This window comes from Flavonifractor sp. An52, assembly GCF_002159385.1.
GTDB classification, from domain to species: domain Bacteria; phylum Bacillota; class Clostridia; order Oscillospirales; family Oscillospiraceae; genus Flavonifractor; species Flavonifractor avicola.
The window spans coordinates 1-14,479 of sequence record NZ_NFIB01000008.1 but is presented as its reverse complement, the minus strand read 5'-3'; the positions used below and the strand labels follow the sequence as shown (position 1 = coordinate 14,479).

Genomic DNA, 14,479 nt, shown 5'->3' with positions numbered 1-14,479 from the left:
GAAAAACCCTCTCGTTTTTTGCTGCGTTGTGTGTTATATTGTCTAACGAGGTGATCCTATGAAAGACCATCAGGATGTCATTGCCATTGTGGAGGAGCTCAAGCGCCTCTACCCCGACGCCCTGTGTTCCCTGCAATATCCCAAGCCCTATGAGCTGCTCTTCGCCGTCCGTCTGGCTGCCCAGTGCACCGACGAGCGGGTCAATATGGTCACGCCCGCCCTGTACGCCCGCTTCCCCACTCTGGAGTCTCTGGCGGAGGCCGACGTCAGCGAGGTGGAGACCTACATCCACTCCACCGGCTTCTTCCGGGCCAAGGCCCGGGACATCGTGGCCGCTGCCCGGATGCTGGTGGATGTGTACGGCGGCGTGGTACCCGACAACATGGAGGACCTGCTGAAGCTGCCCGGCGTAGGCCGCAAGACCGCCAACCTGATCCTGGGCGACGTGTACAAGACCCCCGGCGTGGTGGTGGCAGATACCCACTGCATCCGCATTACCGGCCTGCTGGGCCTCACCGACGGCACCAAGGACCCGGTCAAGACCGAGATGCAGCTGCGGAAAATCCTTCCCCCGGAGGAATCCAGCGACTTCTGCCACCGGATGGTGCTCCACGGCCGGGCGGTGTGCGTGGCCCGGCGGCCTGACTGCCAAAACTGTACCCTGCGGCCCTGGTGCGATCATTTCCAGAAGAGCGTTGGAGATTAAGCCGATTAGTTCCAAATAGTTTCGCCCTGTTGGGCGAGTGCCTTTCTGTGCGGACAGAAAGGCACCAAAGAACCGTCAAAGGGGAGAGGGATTTCGATTTCCCTCTCCCCTTTGAAATCCCCTCTCCTTAAAACGACCAATCAGGGGGGAGACTGCGGTCTCCCCCCTATTGGATGTCCCCCCCTGGGGACGGGCCGATGAGGACATCGGCCCCTACATCAATCTTGGAAGTCTGTTTGTAGGGGCGGGCGCCCACACCCGCCCGCCCATCCCATCTAGTCGAATTTTGTGCGTGCAATTTTGTGCACTCCCCCATATTCCACCCAAACTTTCATACTATATATCCAGGATGCGTGCAATCGCACGCAAAGCAGGATGGAGGTGTGAAAGATATGGGAAAAGAAGTCAAACACATTGGCTTACGGGTCACGCCTGAGATCCATCAGAAACTGCGGTATATTGCATCTTATGAGGGCAGAACCATCAATGGACAGGCACATTATCTGATCCAAAGCTGCATCCGGGAATTTGAAAAGGAGCACGGGCCGATTCCGGCGGAGGGATCAAAATGAGCGGGCCGCTGGGCTTTGTGCTGGACCTGCTCTTCCCGCCCAAGTGCGTGTTCTGCGGGAAGGTGCTGGACTCCGGCGAAAGCGGCTTCTGCCGGCGCTGCCAGCGGGAACTGCCCTGGCTCACCGACGGCGAAGCGGAACTGACAGGGGAATTTTTCTCTCTGTGTGCCGCGCCGCTGCGCTATCAGGACAAGGTACGGGATTCCATCCACCGGTACAAATTCAAAGGACGCCGTGGCTATCATAAAGTATACGGCAAATTGGTGGCCCAGTGTGTCCATGATCATTTGGACGGTCGGTACGATCTTATCACCTGGGTGCCTCTCTCCGACCGGCGAAAGAGGGAGCGTGGCTATGATCAGGCCTTCCTGCTGGCCAGCGCCGCCGCTCTGGAGCTGGGAGATGTGGCGGTGGAGACCCTGCGGAAGGAGCGGAATACCGATCCCCAGTCCGGTATCACCGAGGATGCCCAGCGCCGGGCCAATGTACTGGGTGCCTACACCCCGGTGGACCCGGAGCTGGTAGCAGGCAAGCGGATCCTGCTCATTGACGATGTGATAACCACCGGTTCCACCCTGTCCGAATGCGCCCGCACCCTGCGTACCATGGGGGCAGAGGATGTGGTGTGCGCCGCCCTGGCCCGGGCCAGATAGGCGGACTGACCGGTCATCTGCCGGGAAAATTCAGAAAATTAGCGGAAATTTACGTTGAAATGGCGGGCATACTTCTGTATAATATAAAAGATTCAAGCTGGACTAGTATATCCAGTCTTGTCTGACTGAGTTGGTTTTCTGGTCAGTCATTACCATTCATCATACAGAGTAAAACGTCGAGGTGCAGGTATGTTCAGTAAAGATATCGGTATCGACCTGGGTACTGCTTCTATCCTGGTCTATGTAAAGGGCAAGGGCGTGGTCCTGCGGGAGCCCTCCGTGGTGGCCATTGACAAGAATACGGGCAAGCTGCTCAAAGTGGGCACCGAGGCTCAGCAGATGCTGGGCCGTACCCCCGGCAACATCGTAGCCATCCGTCCCCTGCGGGAGGGCGTTATCTCCGACTACGATATGACCGAGCGGATGCTCAAGGAGTTCATCCGCAAGGTGACCTCCTTCCGGCTGTTCAAGCCCCGCATTGTTATCTGCGTTCCCTCCGGCATCACCGAGGTGGAGGAGCGTGCCGTCATCGACGCCGGCATCCAGGCCGGCGCCCGCCGGGTGTACCTCATTGAGGAGCCCGTAGCCGCTGCCATTGGCGCCGGTATCGACATCGCCAAGCCCGACGGCCACATGATCGTGGACATCGGCGGCGGCACCACTGATATTGCCGTCATCTCCCTGTCCGGCATCGTGGAGTCCACCTCCATCAAGATCGCCGGCGACCAGTTCGACGAGGCCATTGTCAAGTATATCCGCCGCAAGCACAACGTGCTCATCGGCGAGCGTACTGCTGAGGAGCTGAAGATGCAGATCGGCTGCGTGTTCCCCCGCCCCGAGGAGCAGACCATCGAGATCAAGGGCCGCTGCCTGATGACCGGCCTGCCCCGGGTATTCTCCGTGTCCTCCAGCGAGATGATCGAGGCCTTCGAGGAGGTTTCCACCCGCATTCTGGAGGCCATCCACGGCGTGCTGGAGCGTACTCCCCCCGAGCTGGTGGCCGACATCTCCACCAACGGTATCGTTATGACCGGCGGCGGCTCCCTGGTCTGGGGCTTCGACAAGCTGATCGAGTCCCACACCGGCATCGAAACCCATGTGGCCGACGACGCCATCTCCTGCGTGGCCTACGGCACCGGCAAGAGCCTGGACGACGTGGACTCCATGCAGGACGGCACCATCAACCTGTCCCGCCGCAAGCAGATGAACTAAATCGAAACCTCACAACATTTGGCGTGCCGCAGTTTGCGGCACGCCTTTTTTAAAAAAGCGGTAGGCACTGCAATGCAATGCCTACCGCTTTTTCTTAGTGTTTCTTTTCCCGCTCATAGATGATGCGCAGACCGTCCAGCACCAGCTGGGGGTCCACCACATCGATGAGGTCGGTATTGTCCGCCACCATCCGGGCCAGCCCGCCGGTGGCAATCACTTTCACGTCCGGCTCGCCGATCTCCTTCTTGGCCTGACGGATCAGGTATTCAATGGCTCCGATATAACCCATCACCGCTCCTGCCTGGATCTGGCCCACGGCGGTGGTACCCAGCACGGTAGCCGGTTTCACCAGCTCCACCCGGGGCAGCAAAGCAGTCTTTTGGAACAACCCGTCGATAGATACCCGTACCCCGGCGGTGATACAGCCGCCCAGGTACACCCCGTCCTGACTCACCGCGTCCAGGGTAGTGGCGGTGCCGAAGTCCAGCACAATCAGAGGTTTCCCGTATTTGGCCATGGCAGCGATGTCGGCCGCCGCCCGGTCGGGACCCAACCGCTCCTCACTGGCACAGGGCACATAGGGAAGCCGGGGGTCCAGTCCGTCATCCAACACCAGAGGGGTCTTGCCCACATACTTTTTCATGGCGTTGGTGAGGGTGTGCATCACCTGGGGCACCACCGAGCCGATCACCACATCCTCGATCTGGTCCAGCTCCAGGCCGAAGCGCTGGAAATACTGGCACACCAGCAGCCCCAGCTCATCAGAGGTGCGGTCGCTGTCCGTCATGGTGCGGAAGCTGCCCTTCAGCTCCGCCCCCTCATAGATGCCGAACACCATATTGGTGTTGCCCACGTCCACCGCAAGCAGCATAGCCATCCTTCCCTTCTCTTATAAATGACTGAGGTAACACACCGCGCCGCCATCCTCCAGGACAGCCACAGCGTAGGTGTGAGGTCCAAAGGTACCAACCGAACCGGGATTCACGATCCACATCCCGTTTTCAAACTCGCAGAAGGCCTCATGGGTGTGGCCAAAGCACAGCAGATGGGCCCCTGCTTCCCTGGCCGCCCGCACCGCCATTCCCATACCCATCTTCACATGGTAGATGTGGCCGTGGGTCATCAGAATCTTACAGCCCTCCAGGGAAAAAACCCGCTCCTCCGGCAGGTCGGGCCGTCGTCCGTCGCAGTTGCCGGGGACGTAGGTTACCGGGATGTTCGGGAACTTGGCGGCCAGGTCCTCGGCGTCCCGGGCCAAATCCCCCAGGTGGAGGATGCGATCAGGGCTCTCCAGCCGCACAATATCCTCCATGTTGGCCACATTGCCATGGGAATCAGAAAAAATCAGCAGTTTCATACAATCACCTTCTCAAGGGCGGTACATATAATGAAGTGAACGCCACTATATATTAGGGATGGAGTTGATGATATGGGTCAGAACAAAACCGATCCCACCGCCGCCCTGGAGCACAACCGGGCCCTGCTGGAGCAGGTGATCCACTCCCCGGACGCCCAGCGGCTGATGGAATTGCTCAATCAAAATGCCGGCGGCAAGCTGAAAACCGCCGCCGCATCCGCCGCTCTGGGGGATACCAAAGATCTGCTGGCCATGGTGCGCCAGGTGATGCAGAACCCAGAGGGCGCCAAACTGGTGGAACGGCTCAATCAAACCGCTCCCAAACAGGACTGATTTTACGCCAAGGAGGGATGGCCCGTGGCCCAGTTGGAAGAACAACTCAACCAGATCCTGGGCAATCCCCAAGCCATGGAACAGATCATGTCCCTGGCCCAGTCCCTCTCTGGCAAGCAGGAGGAGCAGGCATCCGAACAACCCCCGGCAGAACCGGAGTCTGAACCGGCCGACCAGCCGCCGGCAGAGAGCGACGCTCCCTCCCCCCTGTCCGCCCTGGACGGGCTGGACCCCAGGCTGCTGCGGATGGGGATGGGGCTTTTGTCGGAGTATTCCGCCCAGGACGATAAAAAGACCGCCCTGCTGGCCGCACTCAAGCCCTTTCTCAAGCCGGAGCGGCAGGAAAAGATGGATCAGGCCGTCCGCATCGCCCGGCTTACCCGGGTGATCCGGACAGCGCTGCGGATGTTCCGTGACCGTGGAGAGGAGGAGGACGATGTATAACCGCTACATCCCCAACGGCACCTCCTATACCAGGATACCCCAGGAGGATGCCCCCTCTCCCCCGCCCCGGGAAGAGAAGCGCCCCCCAAAGGCGGGGGGCAAAAAGAAAGCGGGCGCGCTGGGTGAGCTGCTGAAAAGCCTGAAGCTGGACAGTCTGGACACCGGGGATGTGCTGCTTCTGCTCATCCTGCTCTTTCTCTTTCTGGAGGGGGACGACATGGAACTGGTCATCACCCTGGCTCTGGTGCTGCTGTTGGGACTCAATTAACTCAGGTCGTGGAGCACCGTACCATCGGGCAGCACAAAGGATGCGTTTTCCGGCACGGGCCGGTCCACCGAAAAGGCGCTCATCCGATAAATCAGCTGACCTTCCAGCCTGGTTTCGGCGCAGGAGAGCAGGCCGCTGTCCGTGGAGATCCAGTATCGCTCTACATAACCCTGACTGTCAGGCACGGTCTCCACAAAGATGCAGGAGACGCCCTCTTTATCCTCATAGCCGGCATCGGCAATATCCGACTGCTTCAGCTTGAGCACATCCTCATAGGTGGGGATACGCTGACCCTCCAGATCAGCGGAGTCCTCATCCGCCGCCCCGGTAAGCACCCGGCTGTTCCCCTCGTACCACAGCCAGAACTGATCATCCCCTACAATGGAATGGCGGACGGTACCGCCGGGCAGCGTGGCAGTGGTGTGTGTCCAGCCATCATCCACCCACACGGTAGCGTGGGTAACACCGCTCTGGCACTCTCCCCAGAAATCCTCAATGGTCACATTCCGTCCGTAACTCTCCGGCCGGGTCAGGGTGTGCTCCACCACATACTGTACTGTCTCAGTGGTGATCTCCACCCGCACATACTCCTCCTCCCCTGCCGGCTCCTGGGACTGGCTGGCCGCCGGGGTAGGAAGCTGGATTTTGGCGGTATCAGGCGCAAAAAGGCCGAGCCCAAAGCTGGAGAGCATGGCGACAGTAATGACGATGCCGATGAGCACCACCAGGATATTCCGATTGCGCCGTTCCATGCCGCTCCCTCCTCAGGCTCGACCAAGGGATCTGATCTATTCACAAACTTGCTTAAACGCCGAACTCCTCCGGCTTATCACTTCTCAGGCCGAACTGCCACTCGATAGCATCCACAATTCTGCGGCAGGCAAAGCCGTCGCCGTAGGGGTTGACTGCGTGGGCCATTTCATGGTAGGCCTTCTCGTCGGTCAGCAGCTCAGAAGCCATACGGAAGATGGTCTCCTCCTCAGTACCGGCGATCTTGACGGTACCGGCTTCCACGGCCTCGGGCCGCTCAGTCTCCCGCCGCAGGACAAGCACAGGCCGTGCCAGGGCCGGGGCCTCCTCCTGCAAGCCGCCGGAGTCGGTCATCACCAAATAGGACCGGGCCATCAGGTTGTGCATCTCCTCCACATCCAGAGGATCGATGAGGTGGATGCGCTGGTGGCCGGACAGGTACTTGGCCGCCGCCTCCCGCACCACGGGAGACAGGTGGACCGGATACACCAGTTCCACATCCTCAAAGGACTCCGCCACCCGGCGGAGGGCGGTCATGATATTGGCCATGGGCTGGCCGTAATTCTCCCGCCGGTGACAGGTGACCAGAATGATTTTTTTGTGCTCATAGTCCAGCTGGTTGAGCAGCTCAGTCGAAAAGTGATAATCCTTTACAACCGTTGTCTTAAGGGCGTCAATGACGGTATTGCCGGTGATAAACACCCCGTCGGTGATGTCCTCCCGGGCCAGATTGGCCACGTTGCTCTTCGTGGGACAGAAATGCAGGTCGGCAATGTCGCCCACCAGCTTCCGGTTCATCTCCTCCGGGAAGGGGGAGTACTTGTCCCACGTCCGCAGGCCGGCCTCCACATGGCCCACCTTGACCTGATGGTAGAAGGCGGCCAGAGCACCGGCAAAGGTGGTGGAGGTGTCGCCGTGAACCAGCACCAGATCGGGCTTGGCCTGCTCCAGCACCTCCTCCATGCCCAGCAGGCACTTGGTGGTGATGGTGGACAGAGTCTGTCGGGGCTCCATGATATTCAGGTCATAGTCCGGCTTCAGATGGAAGATGTCCAGCACGGAGTCCAGCATCTGGCGGTGCTGGGCAGTGACGCAGCAGATGGAGGTGATGCCCGGACGGTTTTGAAGCTCCTGCACCAGGGGGGCCATTTTAATGGCCTCCGGCCGGGTGCCGAAGATGGTCATAACACGGATCTCTTTCATTTCTGCTCCTCCTCCGGACTTTCTTCCGGCTGCTCCTCAGATGCTTTTCCCTTCTCCATATCCTTCCGGTTATTGCTCAGAAAGATATGTCCGGCAATGGCGCCGGCAAAACACAGGGCCATCAGCAGCAGCATGGCCTTCACCGGTCCGCTGGTGGTGAGCACCACGGCGGACAGACCCAGAATACCGCTGATGATATAGAGCACCGCCACCGCCTGCTTCTGGTTGAAGCCCATATCGATGAGCCGGTGATGCACATGGCTGCGGTCGGCGTGCATGGGGCTCTGGCCGTGAGCAATGCGGCGGATGAAGGCAAAACAGGTGTCGAAGATGGGCAGGCCCAGCATCAGGAAGGGCACGGCAAAGGAGATAATGGTATAGAACTTGAACAGGCCGTTGACCGACACCACCGCCAGGATATAGCCCAGGAAGGTGGAGCCGGTGTCGCCCATGAAGATCTTGGCGGGGTTCATGTTGTAGGGCAAAAAGCCGATACACCCGCCGGCCAGAGCGGCCATGAGCAGGGCCACGTCGCCCTCGCTGACCACCAGGGCGATGACCAGCAGCGTCATGGAGCTGATGGTGGAGACACCGCAGGCCAGGCCGTCCAGGCCGTCGATCAGGTTGACGGCGTTGGTGATGGCAACGATCCACAGCACCGTCACCGGGATGGACAGCCAGCCCAGATCCCAGTACAGATTGGAAGAAAAGACGTTGGGATTGGACAGGGTCTCGATGACATTGCCCGAGAGCACCGCCACCAGGGCGGCACCGATCTGGATCAGAAACTTCAGCTTGGCGCCCAGAGCATAGATATCGTCAAAAATACCCAGCACCACGATGATGGTGGCGCCCAGCAGCATTCCCCGCATCTGGGCGTTCAGATCCAGGAAGAGCAGTACGCTGAGCAGGAAGCCCAGGTAAATGGCAAGGCCTCCCATCCGGGGAATAGGATGATCGTGCATCCGGCGGTTGTCCTTGGGTACGTCCACCGCGCCCACCTTAAAGGCCAGGCTCTTGACCACCGGCGTGGCAATCAGCGCCACCAGAAAGGCCACCACCAGAGCGGCCGCCACCATCCCCAGCAGGGGAAGCTCGGAATTGATTGGCATAGGAAAGATGCTCCTTTATCTCTCAGCGGGGGATGAAGCCCACTTTTTTATGGACCTTACGCAGGGTCCGCTGGGCCACCGAGGCGGCCTTCTCTGCGCCGGCGCGGTACAGGCCCTCCAGATAGGCCTTGTCGCCCAGCAGGCGCACCGTCTCCTCCCGGACAGGCCGGAGCAGTTCCACCACGGCCTCACCCACAGCGGGCTTGAAGGCGCCGTAGCCCTTGCCCTCAAACTCCACCTCGATCTGCTCATAGGTCTTGCCGGTAACGGCGGCATAGATGTCAATGAGGGTGGCCACGCCGGGCTTGTTGGCACGGTCATAGCGGACACAGTTTTCCGTGTCGCTGTCGGTGATGGCACGCTTGAACTTGCGCATAATATCGTCGGGGCTGTCCATCAGGTAGACGCAGCCCTCGGGGATGGACTTGCTCATCTTGCTGTCGGGCTGGTTCAGGCTCATGACCCGGGCGCCCACCTTGGGGATATAGGCGTCAGGCATGGTGAACACATCGCCGTAGATGCCGTTGAAGCGCTGGACAATGTTGCGGGTGAGCTCCACGTGCTGCTTCTGGTCCTCCCCCACCGGCACCAGGTCGGCCTGATAGAGCATGATATCAGCGGCCATCAGGGAGGGGTAGGTGAACAGGCCGGCGTTGACGTTGTCGGCGTGCTTGGCGGACTTGTCCTTGAACTGGGTCATGCGGGACAGCTCGCCGAACATGGTGTAGCAGTTGAGCACCCAGGCCAGCTCGGCATGGGCGGGCACGTGGGACTGGATGAACAGGATGGACTTCTCCGGGTCGATACCGCAGGCCACCAGCTGGGCAAAGAGCTCGATGGTCTGGCGGCGGAGGGCGGCGGGGTCCTGCCGCACGGTAATGGCGTGCTCATCCACCACACAGTAGACACAGTTATATTCGTCCTGCAGGGCTACCCAGTTGCGCAGGGCTCCCAGATAGTTGCCCAGGTGGAGGGCGCCGCTGGGCTGGATGCCGCTGAAGATGACTTTCTTATTCGTTTCCATAACAGGTTCACACCCTTGTCAAGAGATTTCTGCATAGTTGACGATATAATACCACATTTCCCGGCGGTTGACAAGAATAACAGGGCCGCACTATTGACAATTCTAGGGCTGAAACGGTAGAATAAAGGTTACGATTTGACACCCGTCACCCGGGTATTTTGTTCAACGGAGGGATCTGTATGGATCTGAACTGGTTTGAGGAACTGGAGGGCCGCATCCCCCACGACGGCGTGCGCACCCGTTTCGCCCCTTCCCCCACGGGCTATATGCACGTCGGCAACCTGCGTACCGCCCTGTACACCTGGCTCATCGCCCGTCACAACGGCGGTAAATTCATTCTCCGCATCGAGGACACCGACCAGGGCCGTCTGGTGGAGGGCGCCACCGACGTCATCTACAACACCCTGCGCAAGTGCGGCCTGACCTGGGACGAGGGTCCCGATCTGGGCGGCCCTGTGGGCCCCTACATCCAGACCCAGCGCCGGGACCTGTACGGCAAGTTTGCCGAGCTGCTGGTGGAGAAGGGCCACGCCTACTACTGCTTCTGTGAAAAGACCGAATCCGAGGAGGACTCCGGCGATTTTGACCGGGCCGCTGATCCCTGCCGGGATCTGGACCCGGAGGTTGCCAAGGCCCGGGTGGCCGCCGGCGAGCCCTACGTCATCCGCCAGCGCATCCCTGCTGAGGGCACCACCACCTTCTCCGACGCCGTGTTCGGAGACATCACCGTGGAAAATAAGACGCTGGACGACCAGGTGCTCATGAAGCGGGACGGTCTGCCCACTTACAACTTTGCCAACGTCATCGATGACCATCTCATGGGCATCACCCATGTGGTACGCGGCTCCGAGTACCTGTCCTCCGCCCCCAAATACAATCTGCTGTACGAGGGCTTCGGCTGGGAGGTGCCCACCTATATCCACTGCTCCCCCGTTATGCGTGACCAGCACAACAAGATGAGCAAGCGCAAGGGTGACCCCTCCTACGAGGACCTCATCGCCATGGGCTACCTGTCCGAGGCAGTGGTGAACTACGTCACCCTGCTGGGTTGGTCCCCCAAGGGCGAGTATGCTGAGCGGGAGTTCTTCACCCTCAGCGAGTTGGCTGATGTGTTCGACATCGGCGGTATCTCCAAGTCCCCCGCCATCTTTGACATCGAAAAGCTGAAATACTTCAACGCCAACTATCTCCGCGCCCTCTCCCCCGAGGCCTTCTATGAGGGTGCCGAGCCCTACCTGAAGGAAGCCGTCAAGACCGAGGACATCGACCTGAAGCTGATCGCTCCCCTGGTGCAGCCCCGGTGCGACACCTGGCTGGACATCGCTCCTCAGGTGGACTTCTTCGACGCCCTGCCCGAGTACTCCAATGAGCTTTACTGCCACAAGAAGATGAAGACCAACGAGGAGAACTCCCTGGAGGCCCTGGAGCAGGTGCTCCCCGTGCTGGAAAATCTGCCTGAGTGGACCTACGACGCCATCCACAACGCCCTCATCGGCCTGGCTCAGAAGCTGGAGCTGAAGAACGGCCGCATCATGTGGCCGGTGCGTACCGCCCTGTCCGGCAAGGCGGTCACCCCCGGCGGCGCGGTGGAGCTGTGCCACATTCTGGGCAAGGAGGAGACCCTCCGCCGCATCAAGCTGGGTATGGCTCAGCTGGCAAAATAAGTGTCACATAGTATGCCCCCTTTTACCCATACTAGCGGTAAAAGGGGGCGTTTTTATGTCAAAACAGAAGATCCGGGTGCTGGCTGTCAGCTTTCTGGCGGCGGCCTTCGCCATCACCGCCGGCTTTGCCATCCAGGGCCACGCCCAGGCCAGGCAGTACCGGCGGCTGCTGGACAACGGCTACCGCCATGCCTTCGCCGAGCTGGCCACCGCCACGGGAGAACTGGAAGTAGCACTGACCAAAATGAGCCACGCCACCTCCCCCGCCCTGTTCGCCTCTCTGTGCGCCCAGGCCTACTCCAAGGCTCAGGCCGCCCAGGCTGCTCTGGGCGAGCTGCCCTACGGCAATGTGGAGCTGGAGCAGACCGCCGCCTTCCTGGCCCGGGCGGGTGATTACGCCATGGCCCTGGCCCAGGGGACCTCAGCGGAGCTGGTATGCACCGACGAGCACCGAGACGCCCTGTTCCAGCTGTCCGAGGCGGCCGGCGAACTCTCCCTCACCCTGGAGACCCTCCAGGCTCAGCTGAGCGCCGGGGCCATCCGGCCGGAGGATCTGGCGGAGGCACGCGAGCGGCTGGCGGCCGAGGACGGCAGCGGTCAGGTCAACGGCGGCTCCGCCTTCCAAAGCGTGGAGTCCGACTTCCCCGAGGTACCCACCCTGATCTACGACGGCCCCTTCTCCCAGCACCTGGACGGCCGCACCCCCCGGATGCTGGAGGGCCTGCCCCAGGTCACTGAGGAGCAGGCCCGCGAAGCGGCGGCGGCTTTCCTGGACCTGCGGCCTGAGGTATTCACTCTCACCGCCAAGTCCGAGGGCAATCTGCCCTCCTACGGCTTTACCGCCATGGTGGACGGCGGACAGCTCTATATCCAGGTCACCTGTCAGGGCGGACAGATCCTGGAGGTATTCTCCTCCCGTACCGCCGGAGAGCCGGTGCTCAGCCGGACGGAGAGCTGTGAAAAAGCCGCCGCCTTCCTGGCGGAAAAAGGCTACGCCAATATGGCCCCCAGCTATTTTATGGAACAGGACGGAGTGCTGGCAATCAACTTTGCTCCGGTGGAGAACGGCGTCTACTGCTACCCCGATCTGGTGAAGGTGTCGGTGGCCCTGGACACCGGCGAGGTGGTAGGCTTTGAGGCGGCGGGCTACCTGACCCACCACGGCAGCCGGGACCTGTCCTCCCCCGCCGTGGACGCCCAGACCGCCCAGGCCCTGGTGGACGACTCCCTCACCGTTCTCTCCCACCAGTTGGCTCTCATCCCCACCGGCGGCGAATACGAGGTATTATGCCACGAATTCAAGTGCCAGGCCCAGGACGGCACCCATGTTCTCATCTACGTCAACGCCCAAACCGGCAAGCAGCAGCACATTCTCCTTCTTCTGGAGGCCGAAAACGGCACCTTGGTTCTATGATAAAAGCCACAGCAGGCGTACAGTTGTATGCCTGCTGTGGCTTTTTTGCGGAAATTGGTAGAACCAAAAGTTTGGAACGAATAGTTTCTTCTCCATGGATTGACAAAGAATTAACAATGTGCCATAATAGGGGCCGTAAGATCGTTAAACATTTAACGATCAAAATTTAATGAGACATACGGAGGTATTTACCATGTCCCGTTTTACCCTTCCCAGAGACATCTATTACGGCCCCAACGCCCTGGAAAATCTGAAGAATCTGAAGGGCACCCGCGCGGTACTGGTGCTGGGCGGCGGCTCCATGAAGCGCTTCGGCTTTGTGGACAAGGCGGTTGCCTATCTGAAGGAAGCCGGTATTGAGACCAAGCTCATCGAGAACGTGGAGCCCGATCCCTCTGTGGAGACCGTCATGAGCGGCGCTGCCGTGATGCGGGAATTCCAGCCCGACTGGATCATCTCCATGGGCGGCGGCTCCCCCATCGACGCCGCCAAGGCAATGTGGGCCTTCTATGAATACCCCGAGACCACCTTTGAGGATCTGATCACCCCCTTCTCCTTCCCCGAGCTGCGTCAGAAAGCCAAGTTCTGCGCCATCCCCTCTACCTCCGGCACTGCCACCGAGGTCACCGCCTTCTCCGTCATCACCGACTATCAGAAGGGCATCAAGTATCCTCTGGCCGACTTCAACATCACCCCCGACGTGGCCATCATCGACCCCGCTCTGGCCGAAACCATGCCCCCCAAGCTGGTGGCTCACACCGGCATGGACGCTCTGACTCACGCCATCGAGGCCTATGTGTCCACCCTGCACACCGTCTTTACCGATCCTCTGGCCCTGAAGGCCATTGACATTGTGAACCATGATCTCATCAAGTCCTACAACGGCGACATGACTTGCCGTGAGGAGATGCACTACGGTCAGTGCCTGGCCGGTATGGCTTTCTCCAACGCTCTGCTGGGCATCGTTCACTCCATGGCCCACAAGACCGGCGCCGCCTTCTCCACCGGCCACATCACCCATGGCCTGGCCAACGCCATGTACCTGCCCTACGTCATCGCCTACAACGCGAAAGCGCCCGGCGTGGCGGAGCGCTATGCTGACATCGCGAAGACCATGGGCATCACCGGCACCGTGGAGGAGTGCGTGGAGGGCCTGCGTGCCAAGATCCGCTCCATGAACGACGCCATGGGCATCCCCAACACCCTGAAGGACTTCGGCATCATCGAGGACGAGTTCAAGGAGAAGCTGACCGCCATCGCCACCAACGCGGTGGGCGACGCCTGCACCGGCTCCAACCCCCGTCCCATCGATCCCGAGACCATGGCCAAGCTCTTCACCTGCATCTACTACGGTGAAGAAGTCAACTTCTGATCTCCCACAAACCCTTACCCATACATACAAGAGGAGCGCAGCTGTCGGGCTGCGCTCCTCTTGTATGTTATCTTTTTGATCAGACGCGAAAGACAACCCTGACGGTTTATCTCCGCGCTAAGTGCCGCCACCTTGTGGCGGTTGCGCTTCAAATCGCCCTGCGGGGCAGTCTTTCACACTATCTTTCCCTCCGAAATCTGGGCTACACAGGTTTTGGGGCAATCTCATAAAGACAGGAGGAGCGCAGTCAATATCGACTGCGCTCCTCTTGTTTGATTTGGTGGTACCAAAGACAACCCCCGGCTAAGCCGGGGGTAAAAAATAGCTTAAAGCGAGGAGAAGAGTAGAAAAAGAAAAAACTCCCTGATAAGGTAGAAGTGGTTTGCCGACCACAC

16 protein-coding genes are annotated in these 14,479 nt (G+C 60.0%); 10 read left to right on the top strand and 6 right to left on the bottom strand.

Annotation, left to right across the window (positions count from 1 at the left end; all coding sequences use genetic code 11):
• Nucleotides 1–58 precede the first annotated feature (58 nt).
• The 4 genes from nth (at nucleotide 59) to mreB (ending at nucleotide 3,143) form a co-directional block, all read left to right on the top strand.
• Complete coding sequence (gene nth, locus B5G06_RS04445; protein ID WP_087187883.1) at nucleotides 59–706, top strand: endonuclease III; 648 nt, start codon at nucleotides 59–61, stop codon at nucleotides 704–706.
• A 392-nt stretch (nucleotides 707–1,098) separates the two neighbouring features.
• Nucleotides 1,099–1,278, top strand: coding sequence for a hypothetical protein (locus B5G06_RS04440; protein ID WP_087187882.1), 180 nt, complete (start codon nucleotides 1,099–1,101; stop codon nucleotides 1,276–1,278).
• Nucleotides 1,275–1,931 (top strand): ComF family protein, encoded by a 657-nt coding sequence (locus B5G06_RS04435; RefSeq protein ID WP_087187881.1) that lies wholly within the window; start codon nucleotides 1,275–1,277, stop codon nucleotides 1,929–1,931. The genes B5G06_RS04440 and B5G06_RS04435 overlap by 4 nt, the downstream gene beginning before the upstream one ends.
• A 189-nt stretch (nucleotides 1,932–2,120) precedes the next feature.
• On the top strand, nucleotides 2,121–3,143 hold the full coding sequence (gene mreB / locus B5G06_RS04430; protein ID WP_087187880.1) for a rod shape-determining protein: 1,023 nt from the start codon (nucleotides 2,121–2,123) through the stop codon (nucleotides 3,141–3,143).
• Between the two features lie 94 nt (nucleotides 3,144–3,237).
• On the opposite strand, the gene B5G06_RS04425 is transcribed toward mreB, so the two are convergent.
• On the bottom strand, nucleotides 3,238–4,020 hold the full coding sequence (locus B5G06_RS04425; protein ID WP_242955345.1) for a type III pantothenate kinase: 783 nt from the start codon (nucleotides 4,018–4,020) through the stop codon (nucleotides 3,238–3,240).
• A gap of 12 nt (nucleotides 4,021–4,032) precedes the next feature.
• Entirely contained in the window at nucleotides 4,033–4,500 is a 468-nt protein-coding gene (locus B5G06_RS04420; RefSeq protein ID WP_087187879.1) for a metallophosphoesterase family protein, read from the bottom strand.
• Nucleotides 4,501–4,572: 72 nt separating this feature from the next.
• On the opposite strand from B5G06_RS04420, the gene B5G06_RS04415 reads away from it, so the two are divergent.
• From B5G06_RS04415 to B5G06_RS04405, 3 genes are read left to right on the top strand one after another with little or no spacing between them, the layout of a single operon-like run.
• Nucleotides 4,573–4,833, top strand: a complete 261-nt coding sequence (locus B5G06_RS04415; RefSeq protein ID WP_087187878.1) for a hypothetical protein — start codon at nucleotides 4,573–4,575, stop codon at nucleotides 4,831–4,833.
• 24 nt (nucleotides 4,834–4,857) lie between these two features.
• Nucleotides 4,858–5,277 (top strand): hypothetical protein, encoded by a 420-nt coding sequence (locus B5G06_RS04410; RefSeq protein ID WP_087187877.1) that lies wholly within the window; start codon nucleotides 4,858–4,860, stop codon nucleotides 5,275–5,277.
• A complete protein-coding gene (locus B5G06_RS04405; RefSeq protein ID WP_087187876.1) occupies nucleotides 5,270–5,545 on the top strand; it encodes a hypothetical protein in 276 nt (91 codons plus the stop codon). The genes B5G06_RS04410 and B5G06_RS04405 overlap by 8 nt, the downstream gene beginning before the upstream one ends.
• Here the strand turns inward: B5G06_RS04405 and B5G06_RS04400 are convergent.
• Genes B5G06_RS04400 through trpS form a run of 4 tightly spaced genes read right to left on the bottom strand, consistent with a single transcriptional unit; the run spans nucleotide 5,542 to nucleotide 9,634 of the window.
• Nucleotides 5,542–6,297 (bottom strand): hypothetical protein, encoded by a 756-nt coding sequence (locus B5G06_RS04400; protein ID WP_087187875.1) that lies wholly within the window; start codon nucleotides 6,295–6,297, stop codon nucleotides 5,542–5,544. The genes B5G06_RS04405 and B5G06_RS04400 overlap by 4 nt on opposite strands.
• Before the next feature lie 52 nt (nucleotides 6,298–6,349).
• Nucleotides 6,350–7,498 (bottom strand): non-hydrolyzing UDP-N-acetylglucosamine 2-epimerase, encoded by a 1,149-nt coding sequence (gene wecB, locus B5G06_RS04395; protein ID WP_087187874.1) that lies wholly within the window; start codon nucleotides 7,496–7,498, stop codon nucleotides 6,350–6,352.
• Complete coding sequence (locus B5G06_RS04390; RefSeq protein WP_087187873.1) at nucleotides 7,495–8,610, bottom strand: MraY family glycosyltransferase; 1,116 nt, start codon at nucleotides 8,608–8,610, stop codon at nucleotides 7,495–7,497. Before B5G06_RS04390 ends, wecB begins: the two co-directional genes overlap by 4 nt.
• 22 nt (nucleotides 8,611–8,632) lie before the next feature.
• The gene (gene trpS, locus B5G06_RS04385; protein ID WP_087187872.1) at nucleotides 8,633–9,634 is read right to left on the bottom strand and encodes a tryptophan--tRNA ligase; all 1,002 of its coding nucleotides are present in this window, start codon (nucleotides 9,632–9,634) and stop codon (nucleotides 8,633–8,635) included.
• A gap of 179 nt (nucleotides 9,635–9,813) precedes the next feature.
• Between trpS and gltX the strand changes: the two genes are divergently transcribed.
• The 3 genes from gltX to B5G06_RS04370 all read left to right on the top strand — a co-directional run bounded on the left by gltX (nucleotide 9,814) and on the right by B5G06_RS04370 (nucleotide 14,084).
• The gene (gltX, locus tag B5G06_RS04380; protein ID WP_087187871.1) at nucleotides 9,814–11,298 is read left to right on the top strand and encodes a glutamate--tRNA ligase; all 1,485 of its coding nucleotides are present in this window, start codon (nucleotides 9,814–9,816) and stop codon (nucleotides 11,296–11,298) included.
• Between the two features lie 55 nt (nucleotides 11,299–11,353).
• Nucleotides 11,354–12,712, top strand: a complete 1,359-nt coding sequence (locus tag B5G06_RS04375) for a PepSY1/2 domain-containing protein (protein ID WP_087187870.1) — start codon at nucleotides 11,354–11,356, stop codon at nucleotides 12,710–12,712.
• Nucleotides 12,713–12,905: 193 nt separating this feature from the next.
• Complete coding sequence (locus tag B5G06_RS04370) at nucleotides 12,906–14,084, top strand: iron-containing alcohol dehydrogenase (protein WP_087187869.1); 1,179 nt, start codon at nucleotides 12,906–12,908, stop codon at nucleotides 14,082–14,084.
• Nucleotides 14,085–14,479: the final 395 nt, after the last annotated feature.